Source organism: Corynebacterium sp. MSK012, from assembly GCF_030232435.1.
Lineage (GTDB): Bacteria > Actinomycetota > Actinomycetes > Mycobacteriales > Mycobacteriaceae > Corynebacterium > Corynebacterium jeikeium_D.
The window spans coordinates 114,742-133,302 of sequence record NZ_JASPJU010000006.1; the positions used below are offsets into that span (position 1 = coordinate 114,742).

The following is an 18,561-nucleotide window of genomic DNA, read 5'->3' on the forward strand; positions in this document are numbered from 1 at the left end:
GACCCTAGGTCAGGACTGCTCGCAAAGTGTCCTGCCACTCCGGAAGTGCATGTAGACCTACCTCACTCCATGCCGAACCATCCAACACGGACCAGGCCGGACGTGGGGCCGGACGTGGGAACTCACTGCTGGTACAAGCCACCACACGCTGCGGATCGTGACCGGTGAGCCGAAACACTTCGCGAGCCACCTCGAACCATGTCGCCTCACCGCTGCCCGTGACATGGAAGGTGCCGGTCGGTGCGCTGCTCGGTTCAGACAACACACGTTCGGACAACTCCCAGATAGCCCCGGCGAGATCACCAACAAAGGTGGGGTTACCGTGCTGATCGTCAACGACCTTAATAATTGCCGGGTTGCCCTGGTCGTCAGTCGCCGTCTCTGCCAGACGAATCATCGTGGAAACGAAGTCCTTGGCCTCCGGCTGTGTGGGCCCCGACCAGACCCACGCCGTGCGCAAAATAGCGAAACGCGCACCCGAATCATGCACATTACTCTCCCCCACTAACTTGGTACGTCCGTACATAGTCCGAGGCGCGGTGAAATCATCAACTCGCAGCGCTCGACGCTGCCCCGTCATCTCATCGATTGCTACATCACCAAAGACATAGTCGGTGGAGATGTGAATGAGATACGCGTCTTCCTTTTTCGCCCGAGCCGCCAAGTACTTCGGTCCAAGTGCATTGATAAGGTGCGCCGAACCGGGATCGGATTCTGCGCCATCGACATCGGTCGCCGCTGCCGCGTTAATGATGATGTCGACGTCGTCAAGCAGAGGCGTTGCCTCCACAGCAGCCGAATCAGTGATATCCAACTGTGCCCGAGTGAGAGCGCGCACCTCAACATCGGCGGCAAAAGGATCACACTGAAGCGCAGTACCCAGCTGTCCCGCCGCACCAGTTATGGCGACAATGGGACGCCGCGAGTTGCTGTGGGTTGGTCCAGGAGTGGCGAAATGCGAGACTGAAATTTCGGACATATTCTTCTTTATCACTATCGTAGATACGATTGACACTGTGTTGAGGTGTAACCGCACACGGTTGGACGGTTAAGGTTTATGTAGTTTCCGCAGCTGCTTACTGCGCTCCACGATGTGTGGAATGCCCACGCAGACATGCAGCACAAATTATATTTTCGAAAAACGGTTTAAGAGGAGCCCCGGTTTGAGCAGCCACACGCCACGCGCGCGTCACGCACGCGATATTCAAGCGCCACCGTCCTCTGCAGAGAGTACAGCCCAAGCTTGGCCGCCGATGCTACGCAATGCGCTTGTGCTGCTCTCAGCCATTATCCTGGTTATTTCCGCAGTTGGCTGGTGGACACTTGGTAGGACCACCGACAACTTGGGTTCGGGTGGCGACTTCGGTCTGGGCAGTGAGAAGGACGGTGCAACCGATATTCTGCTCGTCGGCTCCGACTCTCGCACCGATGCCCAGGGCAACCCGCTGACTCCGGAAGAAGTTGAGCTTCTGCGTGCTGGCGACGAAGAAGCCACGAATACAGACACGATTATTGTGATTCGTGTTCCTGCCGATGGTTCTTCAGCGACGGCAATTTCCATTCCGCGCGATACCTATGTCCACACCAATCGCCTAGGCAACACAAAGATTAATGGTGTCTACGGCAACACAAAGCAAATGGTGGAAGAGGAACTCGCAGGAAGCGGGGCCTCGCCGGAAGACATTGAGCGTCGCTCGACCGAGGCCGGACGTAGAGCTCTGATTGAAACCACTAGCGACCTCAGCGGTATCACCGTTGACCACTACGCAGAAGTTGGCCTGCTCGGCTTCGTCCTGCTCACCGATGCCATCGGCGGTGTCGATGTATGTCTGAATGAGGCTGTCTACGACGAGTTCTCGGGTGCAGATTTCCCAGCGGGCTCACAGACATTGAAGGGCGCCGACGCGCTCTCATTCGTCCGCCAGCGCCATGGTCTGCCCCGCGGTGACCTCGACCGAATTACTCGCCAGCAGGTCTTCATGGCCTCGTTCACCAATAAGCTGCTCGGCGCTGGCACGCTGTCTAATCCCGCGAAGCTGTCTGAACTGGGCAACGCCGTCCAGCGTTCGGTGGTGCTCGACGACAACTGGGATGTCACCGGATTTGCCACCCAGATGCAGGGCCTCAGTGGTGGCAACGTGAAGTTTGAAACTATCCCGGTGACCTCGATTGACGGTGTCGGTGACTATGGCGAGTCGGTGGTCACAATCGATAAGGGCCAGGTTCACCAGTACTTCGAGACCCTGCTGGGCACCAAGGAAGAAAAAGCTCCGGCGAAGGAAGAAGACGAAAAGAAGGCTGACCCCAACGCGGCTGAAACTACAGTCAGCGTTTACGACGCCACAGGCATCGAAGGTTTGGCCAGCGGCGTCTCAGGCTTCTTAACGGAAAAGGGCTACACCCAGGGAGAGGTCGGCAACGCTGAGTTCGCCGGCGTTGCCTCCAGCCAGATCAATGCGGCTGACCCAGAGGATCCGGCAGCGCAGGCCATCTCTGAGGCACTCGGTGGCGTACCGATTGTCCACGATCCATACCTCGATCCGCACCACATCTCAGTGACAATTGCCGGTGACTACGAAGGCCCGGGATTGACATCAGAGGGAATGGCCGCTGATTCGGGCGACGGTGCCGAACCCGCGCCTGAAGTCGAAGATGGTTCCAATGGCGATGTCATCGGCCAGGAAGGCGGGGCAATTCCGCAGGAAGATCGCCCCGCTATCGACGCCGCCGGCGTGACCTGCGTGAACTAGGCCCGTCCCTTCGGGGAGACCTCAGCGACATGTTCGATGAGGTTATATTCCTCAATTGCGGCCAAGGCCTCCTTGGCCTCCTGTTCGTCCAGCACGTTCATGATGAACCCGTTCTGGACGAACACCCAATCACCTGCCACCAGCTCAGGCACGTACATTGCCGAGCATTGCCGCTTCTGCCCCGCCATATCCACCGTCGCCATCGGCAATGGACCATCGGCGATTGCCAAAACCCGGGCAGGAATTCCAAGACACATCGTGTTACTTCGTCCTCTCCACTACAGTCGGGGCGTCCGCCGAACCAGGGCTATCCGTTGTTATATTGTCCGCAGGTGCACCGGCATGTTCCTGCATCGTGAATGTCATCACTCCCGCAGGTGCCGAACTACACGGTAGGCACGGATCAGCGGCCCAAATCGACTTCTCGACCCCCGCAGTCTCCCCGCCACCGCACAGCTGCTCGGTAAGCATACGCGTCAGCCAGGGTTCATTCTGCGCAGTCGGTGTCATAATCTGACAATCCGTAATGATGCCGTCAGCTCCTGCCGTATAACGATGCACTAACAGCCCACGTGGCCCGTCAATCATCCCGACACCGCTGCGAGGTTCTTCAAAGTCAGCATTCTCAATCGCCGTCGCAGCATTCGGATTGCACACATGGTCGCCGAGCAGCTCCCCGTCGGCAAGCACCCGCTTCGCCCAGGCCACGGTGTCGGCGAGAAGCTGGCGTTGGGCGTCGCGTGGGCTGATTCCACGCTTATCGACGACAACCTGCCTGGAGACCGGCCCCACCCGGTAAAAATCTGCCCGCTGACCTTCACAACCATCCTTGCCCAGCTCCTTCGAGGCATCAAACACCGGCCTGGGAGCGGCATCGCCCGGACGGGATTCCCGAACACGTGTAGGCCAATCAGCAGCCGGGAAAATCTGCGCTGCGGTATCGGTGTCGTGCCGCGCGACTGCCAGGTAATTTCCCAGCGGAGCAAGTTCACCGTCAGCGTCGACGACTGCGACGTCGAGACCGTCAAAAGTATCCGTCCAAGCACCAGAAGCATCGGGGGCGGCAAGAAGCTCCACTTCCTTGATTACCGCCGTCTCAGCCAGCGCCTCCAGAGCACTTTCGGCCTCAGAAACAAGCGTCTTATCCACTGCCGCGCGCACACCGCCGGGGACGGCGACATCCGGGAAGTGCGACGGTGCCCCCGCTGCACGCATCAGAGCTTTTCCCGCACGCTTCATTGCCCGCGCCCCCTCGCGGTCGGCGGCCACAAACTTGGTCGCTAGATTATCCAAGGTCGACCCGGCCGCCAGCAGCTCTCGAATCAACTGTGCGGTGCGGGGAATATCGGAAATCCCGTAGAGGTCCTCCACCGCCCGTACACCTGCAAGATGATGCACAACCGGGCACAGGCCACACAGCCGCTTGGTGATATCTGGCACATCTAATGCCTGCTTGCCCACGAGCATCCCGTCGATACGCGGCAGCCCTGAAAGGTCGAAGGACACCTGTGTGATGGCGCCGTTGTCATCGCGATAGACATCCAGTCGTGCCTCGAATGGGTCAACAAGCTCATCGAGCTGGATGTGCTGGGTAACCGGAACGGATTTGGATGACATGGTCCGCCTGCGCCTCCTTCGCGCTGAGTGCTTCGCCATAATGGTATCTGTGCATGAGCTTGGATTGTTGACCAGCGTGGTGGAAAAGATTGCCGAGGTCTGCCCGGGACGTACCGTGACAAAGGTGTCAATGCGTGTGGGCGACCGCTCCGGGGTCGTCTACGATTCCCTCATCGCCGCATGGCCTGTGGCCAGTGCCGCGACGCAGTGTGAGGGCGCCGAGTTAGATGCCGAGCTCATTGTCTCGACGGTCTACTGCCCCACCTGCGAGGCTGAGCATGAAATTGATGAATTCTATGCTCTAACCTGCCCTGTCTGCGGCACCCCAACTGCGGATTTGCGGCACGGCCGCGAGTTTGAAATCTCCAGTATTGAGGTCAGCGCTGAGGGCGAGGGTTAGACGTCACTGTCGCGCTCGTCGGCAAGCCAGCTGTCGATGAGCTCGCGCGCAACCTCAGTCGCCTCCTCAATGCCGCCAAGTGCCGTGTTGCTGAGCCCCACCACCATGTCGGCAGACTCGTAGACCACTCCCACCACACCGACGCGCTCAGGCTCCTGCCCCAGCAGTCGCGCCGCGGTGAGCAAATCCAGCAAGCCGACCTGATGCGCGGACAGCTTTGCCGCCAATAGTCTAGGGATCTGGTCACCGACGAGCTTGACGACGGTACCGGGATCCCCCGGACCAGCGAGAGCGTCGAGCAACAATAGGTTCTTGGCCTCCTGCACGATGGGCAGCAACTCCATACCGCAGGTGCCACCATCGATGTAGGCAACCGCACCCGTCCATTCGTCCCCTCGCCCGGCGAGGTTCGCAGGATCATCGAGGTTGGAGGGCGACCAGACCAGATGCGCAGAATCCCCGGCCTGCGTTGTCTGCCCCATGCCTGCAGATTCCAGTTCTGGGGCAAGGCGCCTCAGCAGCTCGAGACCAATGCCGTCGTCGCCCATGACGGGGTTGCCGATGCCAAGAACCGTCACCAACGGAGTGCCAGCATCAGCACCGGTGACTGCGTCGGACACCTTATCGTTACCCAATGATCTCCTATCCAATGCGTGGAGAGTCAACCGGTTGCGTGCCGCGCGGTAGCCAGACAGAGCCACCAATCATCGAGGACAGACCACCGTGGTTGTGTACCGCATCAGAGCGGATAACCAGGTAGACGTGAATGATGGCGAAGAGCCAAATCAGGTACATGATGATTGTGTGAATCAGGCGGAAGTAGCCGATGCCAATCCAGTGCGTGGGCATAGCCAACAGCTGGAAGAACCAGTTGGACTGGTCCATCATCGCGTATAGCGACAAACCTGTGAGCATCTGGATGAAACACATCGCGTAAATGCCGGTGTACGCCAGCTGCTGCAGCGGATTGTGTGCGAAGTAGAACGGCCCTTCCTTGCGCAGGAAGAGGTAGTACTGCATCGTGTGCCAGAGGTCTTTAACATCCTGCTTGTTATAAATCGGCCATAGCGCACGCCATCGTGTTTGTCGGTCGTGGGTAACAAACAGCAGAATGACACGCCATAGCCCCACCGCGATCCATAGGAATCCGGCTAAGAAGTGCGCGAAACGGACATATCCCATCGCGAATCCCGCGGCCGAGCCGTCATAGGTGCGCTCAGTCAAATAGGGCTGCATGATGTACCAGCCAGTAAAGGTCATCACCAACATCAGCGCCAGGTTCAACCAATGTTGAACGCGCAGCGCCCATCCCCACAGGTGAACCTCGACCCACGAACCGGAGCCCTTCTTGTTCTCCGCAATGGCCTCGTCGAGTTTCCGCAGCCCCATTGCCACGAATCCTTCGAAGATGAACTCTCCGATGATATTTCCGTCTTTGTCAATGGGCGCAAGCGCGACGCCCATGCTGCGGTGCCCGCGACCATGATGCATGTTCGCGTTACGACGAAGTAGAACGCCTTCCTCACGGGACATCGTGGATGCCTCAACGACCGCATTCAATTCACCGCGCATGATGGCGACATCGACCGTTTGATCCGCAATGTTGAGGCCGTGCACCTTGGCAATGGAGTAACGGCGGTCAGGCGTCGCCGGGTCGTAGGAATCCGGGGTCAGTTTCATCAGTGGCGTGCCGTCGAGGTGGAAAAGATCGTCACGACGACGACGCAAGCTGACCTTTAGCGCAAGGTCGACAGGATCGCGGGAGTCGTCCGGGACAATTGCTGCGGCCTGAATGACCTCGGATGGCGACAACCAGTGGCTGGTGTGTGCGTCAATAACCGCAATAACCAGGGGGTTGCCCTTGGAATCTTTTAGTCGCAGTTCCGGATTTTCACTCACTGGGGGTGTCATGCCGTCGTCACCTTAAACATTTCCTGACCAGCCGGATCCAAAATGTGGACTGCGCAGGCCATACATGGATCGAAGGAATGAATCGTGCGAAGTGGTTCAAGCGGCTGCTCGGGATCAACCAGCGGATGTGTGCCATCGCCAGCCAGCGCGTGCTCGTATGGGCCAAGCTGCCCCTTCGAGTCACGGCCACCGGCCAGCCACGTGGTGGGAACCACGGCTTGGTAGTTGGTCACCTTGCCATTTTCAATTTTGACCCAGTGGCTGAGCATGCCACGAGCGACCTCGAGGAAGCCCACGCCCTGGCACTTTTCCGGCCACGTGGTCGGCTCCCAACGGCTGTTGTCGAAGACATCGATGTCGCCGTTCTTCAGGGCCTCAACGAACTCCGGGAAAATGTGATCTGCCAAGTAATTGGCGGTGGTCACAGACTCCACAGCACGTGCGTAGGTGCGTCCCGCAGTGGAGTTCATCTGCTCAATGCGCAGGTCGAGCTTATCCATGACCTCGTCGACCAGGCGCATTGTCTCCGGCTCCTTCTGCAGGTATGCCAACAGCACACGAGCAACCGGGCCAACTTGAACAGCGCGACCGTCGTAACGCGGCGCCTTCGACCAGGTGTACTTTTCATTGTCCGACAACCACTCGTACGGCGGCTTCGGGCCGGTGTAGTTCACAGTTGTTTCGCCGTCATACGGCTTGAGGCCGACATCATCGCCGGCTTCCTGCGTATACCAGGCGGAGTTGATGAATTCCTCGATCTTTTCCGGCTGGAATGGGTGGAGCTTGGTGTAGTCACCGTCGAGAATGACACCGGGCTTGATGTCTGGATGCACGGTCTGGACACGGGACTTAGCCGGGTCGCCGGAGTAAGTGGCGCCGGCCATGCCTACCGCCAGGAAGCTGTCGGAGGAGCGACCGATGTCGAAGTAGTCCTTGTAAACGCTCATGATGGCGACTGCATCTGGGTAGAAGCAGTCATTGACGAACTCCACAATCTCGTCGATCCAGGACTTGATCTGATCAATGCCGACTTGGTTGACCGTCTCAGAGCGTTCCGGGTCGATGGAGCACGCCATGCCTCCGACCAGGAAGTTCGGGTGTGGATTCTTACCGCCGAAGACGGTGTTAATGCGGATGATAGAGCGCTGGAAAGCCAAGGCGTCGAGGTAGTGCGACACTGCCATCAGGTTGGCCTCAGGCGGCAAGCGGTAGTCCTCATGTCCCCAGTAGCCGCCGGTGAAGATGGACAGCTGGCCGGAGTCCACAATGCCCTGCACGGTCTCCTTGACCCGGGCGAAGGTTTCTTCGTTGTTGCCCTTCCACGTCGAGCCGATCGACTGCGCGAACTCAACGGTCTTCTTCGGATCTGCCTCGAGAGCCTTCGTGACATCAATCCAGTCCAGACCGTGAAGATGGTAGAAGTGCACGACGTGGTCGTGAATCTCCTGCGAGCCAATCACCAGGTCGCGAATACGACGTGCCTGCGGGGGCGGTGTCGAGCCAATGGCATCTTCGACAGCGGCAATGGACGCCACCGAGTGAGTACCCGTGCACACACCACAGATACGACCAACGAATGCCCAGACATCGCGAGGATCGCGGTTTTTCACAATGGTTTCGATACCGCGGAACTGAGTAGTCTCACTCCACGCGGTTTTGATCTGGTCTCCCTCGCGTTCCAGCTCAATGCGAAGGTGTCCCTCGATTCGGGTAATCGGGTCGATTACAACTTTTTCCGTAGCCATGTCCTATGCCCCCTTAGTTGTCCTTCGAATCGGATGCTGTCTCGCTCTGCGTGCCTGGTGCGTTTGAAGGAAGGTCGACCATCGGTGGCTTCCGGCCTTCCACACCACCAAACGCAGCCAACACCTTTTCTTCGCCGTTGGAGCGCCTTATCTTCAGTTCCTTCACCAGTGTGAGTCCGCCATGGACCGCGGCACCTGCGGCAGTGGCAGCCAGCAGTCCAACGCCGACCGTGTTCACGCTGGACTCCACTCCAATACCCGGGATTCCCGGCAGCTTGTCGTAGAACGGAGTGAACTGGTCGAAGAAGTCCTTCTCAGTACAGCCAATACATGGGTGACCAGCACCAATTGGCCAACCGGACTTAAGGTTCCACTGCACGATTGGGCATGGGCTAAACGTGGATGGCCCCTTACAGCCGACCTCGTAAAGGCACCAGCCGTTTCGTGCGCCTTCGTCGTCGAAGGTTTTCACGAACTGACCGGCATCGTAATGCGCGCGACGCGGGCAGGAGTCGTGAATACGCTGGTCATAGGCAAACTTTGGCCGCCCCTCAGCGTCGACCTCCGGTGTCTTGCCATAAGTGAGTACGTACGTCAGGGTGGCCGTAATCACCTCACCAATCGGCGGACAACCAGAGACGTTAATCACCGGCTTGTCCTTGATAATCTCATCGACACCCTTGGCACCGGTCGGATTCGGCTTAGCAGCCTGGACAGAACCCCAGACTGCGCAGGCACCAACGGCCAGGATTGCCGTGGCCTTCTCAGCAGCCTCGAGCAGCACCTGTTCTGCCGACTTACCGCCAATGGTGCAGTACGCACCGTTCTCGCCGGTCGGAATCGAGCCATTGACCACCAGAATGTGATCCTCGGCATTCATGTCGTCCAAAGCCTTTTCAGCCGCATGCCCGGACGGTGCCATGAGCAGCTCGTTGTAGTCCATCGAAACCAGGTTCAGCACCACATCTTCAGCAGTGGTGCCTCCGGAACGCAATACGGATTCCATACATCCGGTACATTCCTGCAACTGCAGCCAAGCCACCTTCGGCTTCTTTACAGCCGAGAGCTTATCTGCGATTTCCTCCGCCGAGGGAGTCAGTGACTGCGCCGCAGCCTCACCGACATTCGGAGTTCCGGCGGCAAAAATTGCCGCCATAGTGCCACAAAACTTCATGAAACTGCGCCGTGAGACACCAGCTCTAGCGAGGTTTTCGCCGAGGGTCCCTTCCTGCCAATTCGCGCCACTAATCATTTTTTCGCTGCGCCTTCTGCTTAGTTATTAGGAATATTGGTTTCGAGGTTTTACAACTACCAAGGCCCATTGCCTATACATGGCCAAGTATAGCGACCTAAGAACAACCTGAATAATGGTGCTGCGCTGCGGTTATAACAAAATAATATGCAAGATAAATGTTGCGTAAATATAGCTCCAGGTACAGGTAGTGAACGTGAAAAACCGCCGCAGATTACAGCGGGATATCACCTATCCCCCACTAAGGTGGAGCGAAGCGAGGGGGGGGTAACGGGGCCGTCGTCAAGCATGCTGTGACGCCCCCATTGCTTCACGACGGCCCCCGGCGCGCGCTTAATCAACCAGCGCAGGGTTGACCCAACGGAGCCATTCGTCGATGCCCTCCCCGGTCTTAGCGGAGACCTCAATCACCTTCACGCCTGGATTGACCTTTTCCAGGTTGGCGCGGAAGAGCTCCATGTCGAAGTCAAGGTACGGGGCAAGGTCCATCTTGTTGATAACCACCACCTGTACAGAGCGGAACATCACCGGGTACTTGACCGGCTTATCCTCCCCCTCGGTGATGGAGTAGACCATTGCCTTGCGAGTCTCACCGACCTCAAACTCAGCCGGACAGACAAGGTTTCCCACATTTTCAATCATGACCAGGTCAAGCGTGGACAGATCCAGCCCCTCGAGCGCGCGGGAGACCATCGGGGCGTCCAAGTGGCATTCACCACCGAATCCGTTGCCCGTGTTCAGCAGCGAAATCTGTGCCCCATAACCCTCCAGGCGGTCGGCATCGAGAGCCGTCTCAATATCACCCTCGATAATGCCGACGCGCAGCTTTCCCTGCGCAGCCGCCAGTGTCTTCTCCAACAGCGCAGTCTTGCCTGAACCCGGGGAGCTCATCAGGTTGATGGCTTCCACGCCATGCTCAGCAAGCAGCTCGCGATTATGCTCCGCGCGATGGTCGTTTTCGCTGAAGATGTCCTCGAGGATGGTCACGCGTTCCACGCCGGTTTCATAACCCGAATGGTCGCCGTGGCTAGTGTCATCGGGATCGGCGAGATGAACGTGGTCATGGCCGTGATGGTGGTCATGGTCGTGGTCATGATGATGGTGGTGATGGTGGTGTGCGTCATCGCCGTCATGCCGGTGGAAACGTCCCATGATAAAACCGTCTTTCCTACTTGTGCGTGTCGACGTCGATGTCGACGATTGTGAACTCTTCCCCCGAGATTACGCGTCCGGGCTCTCCGCACGTGGGGCACAGCAGACCGTCGAGTGGCCCGACCTGTTCGCGATGGCCGTGCGCGCATTCGACAACGGCAGGCACCCAGTCGATCTCCAACTCCGCGTGCCCCAAACCGGTATCGCGACTGACGAAATCCCACGCGTATGAAAGGGTTTCTGGAACAACCTGACGCAGAGCGCCTATCCGCAGGTGCACAGTGCGTACAGTTCGACCTTCGGCTGCTCTCGTGACAACCTTCGCCAACTGCATGCTCAACGCTACTTCGTGCACAATCTCCAAAGTAGCAGTGCGAACGGACCCGAGTCGCTTACGTAAAGTTGAACGCATGGAAAAGGCAGGCACGACCGGGGCGGGGATGGGCACGGGCATTCAACGCATTCGCTGGCGTATCGAAGGAATCGTCCAGGGGGTCGGATTCCGCCCTTTTGTGGCCACCATCGCCCGGCGCGCGGGTCTCGTCGGCTTCTGCGGCAATGATGAGCAAGGCGTATTCATCGAGGTAGAAGGCGCGTCGGACGCCCTCGCTGCCTTCCGCAGCCAGCTTTTCACCGAACTGCCGGCGCTTGCCCGCATCATCAATCACTCCGCCGAGCACATCGCTGCGCTGGGCCATGAGCGCGAGTTCACCATCGTGTCCTCTCGCCACAGCTACCCCGGCCGCGCGCTGCTTCCGCCCGACACCGCACTGTGCCCGGACTGCCGCCGTGAGTTTTTCGACCCTACCAACCCGCGCTACCTCTACCCTTTCATTTCTTGCACCAACTGCGGGCCGCGTCTGTCCATCATCACTGAACTGCCCTACGACCGCCCGCGCACCACTATGGCGGCCTTTCCGATGTGCACCCCGTGTGAGCGCGAATACACCGACCCGACCGATCGCCGCTATCACGCCCAGCCAATCAGCTGTTTCGACTGCGGACCGCATCTGAGCTGGCACGATGCAGGCGGCACCATCACCGCTACCTCCCGCGAGGAGGTTCTCGCACTCTTTCGTCGCGCACACGCGCTGCTTGACGACGGCGCCCTGCTCGCCGTCAAAGGTATTGGTGGTTTTCACCTGGTCTGCGATGCCGCCAACGACGCTGCCTGCGAGAAACTACGGATGCGCAAGCGTCGACCCGACAAACCGCTGGCGGTAATGGCTCCCACTGTTGACACCGCTGCCCAACTGGTTGAGTTAACTGAGCAGGAGAAGCGTTTCCTCGACTCCTCTGAGGCACCGATTGTGATTGCACCGAAGCAGCGGTCGGGGCCGCTTTCCGATCTCATCGCCCCTGGCCTCGACAGCTTCGGCATTATGCTTCCATACTCAGGCATTCACCTGTTGCTTTGCGATCGCCCGCTCGTGGTCACCAGCGGCAACCTCAGTGGCGAGCCCGTGTGCACCGACAATGCCGACGCGCTGAAGAAGCTCGGTCACATCGCCGACGCTTTCATCCTCCACGACCGCGAAATCCACGTCCCCGTTGAAGATTCGGTTTTCATCGGCACCGCCCCATCGCGCCGGTCCCGTGGCTTCGCTCCCATCCCCGTTTCAATCACGGCCACCGATTCTCGTAGCCACACGGGCACTAGCACCGGCACCAGCGCCCGTAGTACGTCGCAACCCACCATTTTCGCGACTGGCGGGGAGCTGAAGAACACTTTCGCGATCGCGCATGGGGACCTCGTTCACGTCTCCGCACACATTGGTGACATGGGTTCGTGGGCCAGTCAGAAGGCCTACCAGAGAGCAGTTGATCAGCTCCTTTCCATGCGTGACGCGACCCCGGATTTTGTCGTCTGCGACCTTCACCCGGGCTACGCCACTACCGCCTTCGCCGAATGCTTCGCTGCCGAGCACGACATCGAGCTGCTCTCGGTTCAACACCACTTCGCCCACGCGCTCTCCCTACTCGCCGAACACCGCCTCCTTTCCCCCAGTGCCGGTCACGCAGTCGTCGCTACCCTCGACGGCACCGGCTATGGCACTGATGGTTCCATCTGGGGCGGCGAGATCCTCACGCTCAGTCGAGATTCCGCAGGCTGGGAACGCACCTGGCACTGCCCCTCTTTCCCATTGGTAGGCGGCGATCGTGCCGTCACGCATCCGTGGCGGCTAGCCCTCGGTCTCGCGCACGAGTGGGAGCTTGACGACGACCGTCTCCTACGCAACCTCTCCAACGAACACGAAGTAGCCCTGGTCAAAAGCCAGCTGGCGACGGGAATTGGCACCGTGCAAACTTCGTCTCTAGGCCGCATATTCGATGCCGCCGCAGCTCTGCTGCTGCCTCGCTGGCGCGGTGGCGCGGCCATCAGCTACGAGGCGCAAGCGGCCATGGAGTTGGAGGCAGTGGCGACTCGCTACGTGAGGTCACATGCGGAAGCGCTCGGAGCGATCAGTTCAGAGACGAAGCCGGTGCCCCTCCAGGACGTCATTCGAGAGGCGGCAGCATCGCCTGACGCTGAGCAGGCCGCATTCTTGTTTCACAGTGGGGTTGCGGGCGTCGTCGGCAAGCGATTGGTGCAGGCGGCGGAGGAAGCTGGAACCGATGTTGTCGGTGTCAGCGGGGGTTGCGCGAACAATGCGCTGTTGATGGAGTTGCTGCAGCGCGAAGTTACAGCTGAGGGCTTTACTCTGTTGCAGCATCAAATCGTGCCGCCGGGCGATGGCGGCTTGAGTCTTGGCCAGGCGGTGGCCGGTCGCCTGCTGGCGGCAACCGGCATGGATGTCTAGCAGATGCGCGGCAGCGGGTCGCCGACCAACATGTCCACCATGCGGGTGCCACCGAATCCGGTGACCAGCACCACGGAAGCGGCGGGCTCGTCCTCGATGGAGCCGATATCACGAGCCTCGGAAGCCCCGGCTGCGTGGAGCGCACTGAGCGCTGCCTCGGATTGCTCAGCCGGGACAACGGCGACGAAGGTGCCTTCATTGGCGACGTAGAGCGGATCGATGCCGAGCATGTCACAGGCGCCACGGGTCATTTCACGAACCGCAATGGATTCGTCGTCAAGCACGACACCAAAACCGGTGCCACGGGCGAGCTCGTTGGCGACCGTGCCGAGGCCGCCACGAGTGGCATCGCGCATCCAGCGAGTGCCGGGGGCAGCTTCAAGTAGTGCCTCGACCAGGCCGTTGACGGCACGGGTATCGGACTCGATAGGCGCGGCCAGAGCCAAGTCGCCGCGGGCGAGCATGACGGCCATGCCGTGATCGGCGATTGGACCGGAGACGAGGATGCGGTCTCCGGCCTCGATGTTTGCGTAGACAGATCCTTTCGTAGCGGCACCGGCGTAGTCGCCGCGGACCACGCCCACCCCGGCCGTGGTGATGTAGACCTGGTCACCTGCGCCCTTCGGCACAACCTTGGTGTCGCCGGCGACGATGCTCACCCCTGCGGCATCGGCAGCGGTGCGCATACTCGCCACGATGCGACGGAGAGTCGCGATCTCCAGCCCCTCTTCCAGGATGAACGATGCGGTCAGCGCCAGCGGCCTGGCTCCGGCTACCGCCAGATCGTTGATCGTGCCGTTGACGGCCAAATCGCCGATGTTGCCGCCCGGGAACTCGATGGGATTGACCACGTAGGAGTCAGTGGACATTGCCAAACGCGCCCCGCCATGTGCAGAAGCTGTCGCAGCCTTGACGACGGCATCGGCAGCGAAGAGCCCGGAGTCGCCACCCTGCCCTAAAATTTCATTGCCATAGGCATCGAAAAAGACCTGTTCAACCAGAGCTGCGGATGCCTTTCCGCCGGAGCCGTGTTGCAGGGTGACGTAGTCGTCGAGAAGCCTGAACGGACGTGCCCGAACGCGACCAATATTGGTGTTTACCTTGGCTTCGTTGGTGTTCAGACGATTCTTCGGCTGCATGCTCACTATCCCTAACTTCACAGCTGCTGGCGGACAAAACTGCTTGCGTCACTCGTCCTTCGAAAACGAGGCTCGCTGCTCCTGATGGTAGTCTCGATAAGTATTGCAAACGAGGAGAAGCGTATGTGTCTTGGTGTCCCCGCCGTCATCACGGAAGTCCACGATGCTGCCCGTGCAACAGTGGAAATTGGTGGCGTCGCACGCATGATTTCCACCGATTTACTTATTGACGAGAGCCTCACCGCCGGTGATTGGGTTCTCGTACATGTCGGTTTCGCCATGAGCAAGATCGACGAGGAAGAGGCCAGGCTCTCGCTCCAGCAAATCAAACAGCTAGGTGGCGACGCTTACGAGGATGAGCTGGAATCCTTCTCATCGTCACAGATCAACTAAGGGGGCTGGACGGCACCATGAAATACGTTGACGAATTCCGCGATCCCGCCGCTGCGAAGAAGCTGCTCGCACGCATCGAACGCGAGGCCACCAAGCTGGAAAAGCCCATCGCACTGATGGAAGTCTGTGGCGGGCACACGCACACCATTTACCGCTACGGCTTGGAAAACCTCCTACCGGAGAACATCGAGCTGATTCACGGACCCGGCTGCCCCGTCTGTGTCATCCCCATGGGGCGCGTCGACGATGCCATCTGGCTGGCACAGCAGGAAGACGTCATTTTCACGACCTTCGGCGACATGATGCGCGTGCCGGGGTCCGAAACGTCGCTGATGCAGGCACGTGCGCGCGGCGCCGATGTACGCTTTGTCTACTCGCCTCTCGACGCGCTGAAAATTGCCACCGACAACCCCGATAAGCAGGTCGTTTTCTTCGCCGTCGGGTTCGAGACCACCGCCCCGTCGACTGCCGTGACCGTTGAGGCCGCACGCCGGCAGGGCGTGGAAAACTTCTCCGTGTTTTCCAACCACGTACTTATCGAGCCGCCGCTGCGCGCCATCGTCAACGGCGGCGAAACCAAGGTTGATGGGTTTATCGGCCCAGGCCACGTGGCCACCACCACCGGCACGGACGCTTTCGAGTTCCTGCCGCGCGAGTTCAATCTGCCAGTGGCGGTCACCGGTTTTGAGCCATTGGATGTGCTCCAGGCCGTCGTCATGCTGCTAGATCAATTCGTCAGCGGCGACGTTGCTGCCGGTAAGTCGCGGGTGGACAACCAGTACGCGCGCGTCGTTCGCTCCTCCGGCAACACCACCGCGCAGAAACTTATGGACCGCGTCTTTTCCCTCCGCGACACCTTCGAGTGGCGTGGCCTCGGCTGGATTGAAAACTCCGGCCTCGGCATCTCTGAGGAATACGCGGTATTCGACGCCGAGCGCCGTTTCCAGGTGCCGGGGCGCCGTATCCCAGATCCCGTGACCTGCGAATGCGGCTCTGTGCTCACCGGCCACATCAAGCCCTGGCAGTGCGCGGTCTTCGGCACCGCCTGCACCCCGGCGACCCCCATCGGCACCTGCATGGTCTCCCCCGAAGGCGCGTGTGCGGCGTACTACAACTTCGGCCGCATCGATCGGAAGGTCACCGAGAACCTGGCGAAATCCCGCCGCTAGTTACTCCGTCATTCCCGCACGCGCGAGCGCTGCCACCGCCTGCTTTACGACGGGCGCGTCAATCATCTCGCCATCGAGCTGAAAGGCGCCAGTGTGCGTACCTGCGTGATCGATAATCTTCCGGGCGCGGGCGAGCGTTGCTTCCGACGGCTTATATGCCTTGCGCACCGGCGGCACCATCGCCGGGTGGATGCAGGCCGTAGCCAGGAAACCACAGCCCACGGCATCGAGAGCCTCTAGGTACTGGCCGCGCTCATCGCGAAAGTCAGTATGAACGGCATCAATGGCGGCAATACCCGCTGCAGCTGCATGCACCTGAACGAGTGCACGAGCCAATCGCTGCGGATCGCGGTAGTGGCGGCGAGGGTTTTCATCCACACTCTGACGCGAGGACGCCCCACCGAGTTCGGCGGTCAGGTCTTCGGCACCCCAGAACAGACCCACAACGTCCGGGTGCGTGGCAATCTGCTGGATATTAATCATGGCCTGCGGGGTTTCAATCATCGCGATGATCTTCAACCCTTCGAGCTCTGCGGGAATGGAGTCTCGAATCTTGGGCACCATGACGATGTCGTAGTCACATGTACGGGCAAAGGCGACATCCTCCGCGAAGGTCGGAGTCCCAGGACCGGTAATCCGAAGAATAGTCACCTCCGGGTCGAGCGGATTGTTGATGATGTTCGCACGTGCCTGCTCGTGATTGTCAACGGCAGCGCCATCCTCCAGGTCAATAATGACCATGTCCGATCGTTCAGCAGCTTTCTGGAAACGTTCCGGACGGTCAGCCGGGGCGAAGAGTAGCGCCGGGCCAGAGGGAAGCCAAGGGAAGGTCTGTTCACCATCGAGGGAGCTAAAGCCTGTCATAGCTCCTAACCTAATTGAAAACTCGAATCACCTTCGCGCAGGCTCCCCCAGGAGACAACAAAACCCGCGTTGTGGGGTCCATAGAGTGGAAACCACCACGCGGGTTTGCTGAGTTTTTAACCTATGCGATTAGTCGCGGTACAGCAGCAGCGCGTCGCCCTGGCCGCCGCCACCACACAGGGACACACCAGCGCGACCCGAACCGCGACGGTTCAGCTCCATTGCAGCGGTCAGAGTCAGGCGGGCACCGGAGCAGCCAATCGGGTGGCCGAGGGCAATCGCGCCACCGTGGATGTTGGTCTTTTCCAGCGGGTAGTCCAGCTCACGCAGGGACTTGACGGCCACCGCACCAAATGCCTCGTTGATCTCGATGAAGTCAAGCTCCTGCGCGTCCCACTCAGCGCGACGCAGAGCCTCCTTCAAAGAGTCCGCCGGCTGAGCGTGCAGGGAGTTATCCGGACCTGCGGTCTGGCCGGCCTTGCCCACAACTGCGAGGTAGTCTAGGCCGTGCTTCTCTGCGTAGGCACGCGATGCCAGCACAACTGCTGCGGCACCGTCGGAAATCGGCGAGGAGTTACCGGCAGTGATGGTGCCGTTTTCCTTCAGGAAGACCGGACGCAGCTTAGCCAGGGTCTCCACAGTGGTCTCCGGGCGAATGCCCTGGTCGGTGTCAACAACTACCGGGTCACCCTTGCGCTGCGGAATCTCGATTGGAGCGATTTCCTGCGCGAAAATGCCGTCTTCCTGCGCCTTGGCTGCACGCTGGTGAGAAGCGGCCGCAACTTCGTCCTGCTGCTCGCGGCTAATGCCGAGGTCGCTGTTCGGACCGTCGGTAAGCGTACCCATGGACACACCATCGAAGGAGTCGACCAGACCGTCGCGCTCCAAGGTGTCCTCCAGCTTCAGCGCACCGAAGGACTTGCCCTGACGAACACCGCGTGCAACGTGCGGAGCGTGCGTCATGGACTCCTGACCACCTGCAACAACGACGTCTGCGTCACCGAGACGAATCAGGCGAGCAGCGTGAATGACCGCGTTTAGGCCCGAGAGGCAGACTTTGTTAACGATCTCAGCGGTCGTATTCCATGGCAGACCTGCCTTAATGGCGACCTGTCGGGCCGGGTTCTGGCCAGCGCCTGCGAGAATCACCTGGCCCAGAACGACGTGCTGAACCTCTTCCGGGGCAACGCCGGAACGCTGGACAGCGTGCTTGACAGCATGTGCGCCGAGTTCGACGGAAGTAAGCGGTGCCAGCTGGCCGAGCAGCTTGCCCTGCGGGGTGCGGGCACCGGCGAGGATAACGACATCATTCGGGCTGGGAGCTGGAAGGTTACTCATGGATGGATTCTCCTAAGTCAAATCTGATGA

General features: G+C 59.8%; 17 protein-coding genes. 5 read left to right on the forward strand and 12 right to left on the reverse strand.

Going from position 1 to position 18,561, the window contains the following annotated elements; genetic code table 11:
• Positions 1-4: 4 nt before the first annotated feature.
• Positions 5-979: a dTDP-4-dehydrorhamnose reductase gene (gene rfbD / locus QP977_RS05360; RefSeq protein ID WP_016422193.1), complete on the reverse strand. Its 975-nt coding sequence runs from the start codon at positions 977-979 to the stop codon at positions 5-7.
• A 184-nt stretch (positions 980-1,163) separates the two neighbouring features.
• On the opposite strand from rfbD, the gene QP977_RS05365 reads away from it, so the two are divergent.
• Positions 1,164-2,750, forward strand: a complete 1,587-nt coding sequence (locus QP977_RS05365; RefSeq protein WP_502870948.1) for an LCP family protein — start codon at positions 1,164-1,166, stop codon at positions 2,748-2,750.
• Here the strand turns inward: QP977_RS05365 and QP977_RS05370 are convergent.
• Both QP977_RS05370 and QP977_RS05375 read right to left on the reverse strand, forming a co-directional pair.
• Entirely contained in the window at positions 2,747-3,007 is a 261-nt protein-coding gene (locus QP977_RS05370; RefSeq protein ID WP_016422191.1) for a HypC/HybG/HupF family hydrogenase formation chaperone, read from the reverse strand. The genes QP977_RS05365 and QP977_RS05370 overlap by 4 nt on opposite strands.
• A 4-nt stretch (positions 3,008-3,011) precedes the next feature.
• Positions 3,012-4,367 (reverse strand): nickel-dependent hydrogenase large subunit, encoded by a 1,356-nt coding sequence (locus QP977_RS05375; protein ID WP_070862615.1) that lies wholly within the window; start codon positions 4,365-4,367, stop codon positions 3,012-3,014.
• A gap of 40 nt (positions 4,368-4,407) precedes the next feature.
• Here QP977_RS05375 and QP977_RS05380 point away from each other — a divergent pair, with 40 nt between their 5' ends.
• A complete protein-coding gene (locus tag QP977_RS05380) occupies positions 4,408-4,767 on the forward strand; it encodes a hydrogenase maturation nickel metallochaperone HypA/HybF (RefSeq protein WP_172954599.1) in 360 nt (119 codons plus the stop codon).
• Here QP977_RS05380 and QP977_RS05385 read toward each other — a convergent pair.
• The 6 genes from QP977_RS05385 to QP977_RS05410 form a co-directional block, all read right to left on the reverse strand.
• Positions 4,764-5,348, reverse strand: a complete 585-nt coding sequence (locus QP977_RS05385) for a hydrogenase maturation protease (protein WP_049191165.1) — start codon at positions 5,346-5,348, stop codon at positions 4,764-4,766. The genes QP977_RS05380 and QP977_RS05385 overlap by 4 nt on opposite strands.
• Positions 5,349-5,409: 61 nt before the next feature.
• Entirely contained in the window at positions 5,410-6,678 is a 1,269-nt protein-coding gene (gene cybH / locus QP977_RS05390; RefSeq protein WP_016422187.1) for a Ni/Fe-hydrogenase, b-type cytochrome subunit, read from the reverse strand.
• Positions 6,675-8,423 (reverse strand): nickel-dependent hydrogenase large subunit, encoded by a 1,749-nt coding sequence (locus QP977_RS05395; protein WP_049193295.1) that lies wholly within the window; start codon positions 8,421-8,423, stop codon positions 6,675-6,677. The genes cybH and QP977_RS05395 overlap by 4 nt, the downstream gene beginning before the upstream one ends.
• A gap of 13 nt (positions 8,424-8,436) precedes the next feature.
• On the reverse strand, positions 8,437-9,675 hold the full coding sequence (locus tag QP977_RS05400; RefSeq protein WP_016422185.1) for a hydrogenase small subunit: 1,239 nt from the start codon (positions 9,673-9,675) through the stop codon (positions 8,437-8,439).
• A gap of 333 nt (positions 9,676-10,008) precedes the next feature.
• Positions 10,009-10,827, reverse strand: a complete 819-nt coding sequence (gene hypB, locus QP977_RS05405) for a hydrogenase nickel incorporation protein HypB (RefSeq protein ID WP_049193294.1) — start codon at positions 10,825-10,827, stop codon at positions 10,009-10,011.
• Positions 10,828-10,843: 16 nt separating this feature from the next.
• Positions 10,844-11,239, reverse strand: a complete 396-nt coding sequence (locus QP977_RS05410) for a hydrogenase maturation nickel metallochaperone HypA (protein WP_410397572.1) — start codon at positions 11,237-11,239, stop codon at positions 10,844-10,846.
• On the opposite strand from QP977_RS05410, the gene hypF reads away from it, so the two are divergent.
• Entirely contained in the window at positions 11,238-13,628 is a 2,391-nt protein-coding gene (hypF, locus tag QP977_RS05415) for a carbamoyltransferase HypF (RefSeq protein WP_242458709.1), read from the forward strand. The two genes, QP977_RS05410 and hypF, sit on opposite strands and share 2 nt — an antisense overlap.
• On the opposite strand, the gene hypE is transcribed toward hypF, so the two are convergent.
• Positions 13,625-14,767: a hydrogenase expression/formation protein HypE gene (hypE, locus tag QP977_RS05420; protein WP_187406708.1), complete on the reverse strand. Its 1,143-nt coding sequence runs from the start codon at positions 14,765-14,767 to the stop codon at positions 13,625-13,627. The two genes, hypF and hypE, sit on opposite strands and share 4 nt — an antisense overlap.
• 123 nt (positions 14,768-14,890) lie before the next feature.
• Here hypE and QP977_RS05425 point away from each other — a divergent pair, with 123 nt between their 5' ends.
• Positions 14,891-15,160: a HypC/HybG/HupF family hydrogenase formation chaperone gene (locus tag QP977_RS05425; RefSeq protein ID WP_016422179.1), complete on the forward strand. Its 270-nt coding sequence runs from the start codon at positions 14,891-14,893 to the stop codon at positions 15,158-15,160.
• A gap of 17 nt (positions 15,161-15,177) precedes the next feature.
• A complete protein-coding gene (gene hypD, locus QP977_RS05430; protein WP_070652868.1) occupies positions 15,178-16,329 on the forward strand; it encodes a hydrogenase formation protein HypD in 1,152 nt (383 codons plus the stop codon).
• On the opposite strand, the gene QP977_RS05435 is transcribed toward hypD, so the two are convergent.
• Both QP977_RS05435 and QP977_RS05440 read right to left on the reverse strand, forming a co-directional pair.
• A complete protein-coding gene (locus QP977_RS05435; protein WP_070652869.1) occupies positions 16,330-17,193 on the reverse strand; it encodes an HpcH/HpaI aldolase/citrate lyase family protein in 864 nt (287 codons plus the stop codon). It abuts the gene before it with no gap.
• Positions 17,194-17,322: 129 nt separating this feature from the next.
• Positions 17,323-18,531 carry an acetyl-CoA C-acetyltransferase gene (locus tag QP977_RS05440; RefSeq protein ID WP_038627863.1) on the reverse strand — a complete coding sequence of 403 codons (1,209 nt, stop codon included), beginning with the start codon at positions 18,529-18,531 and terminating at the stop codon, positions 17,323-17,325.
• Positions 18,532-18,561: the final 30 nt, after the last annotated feature.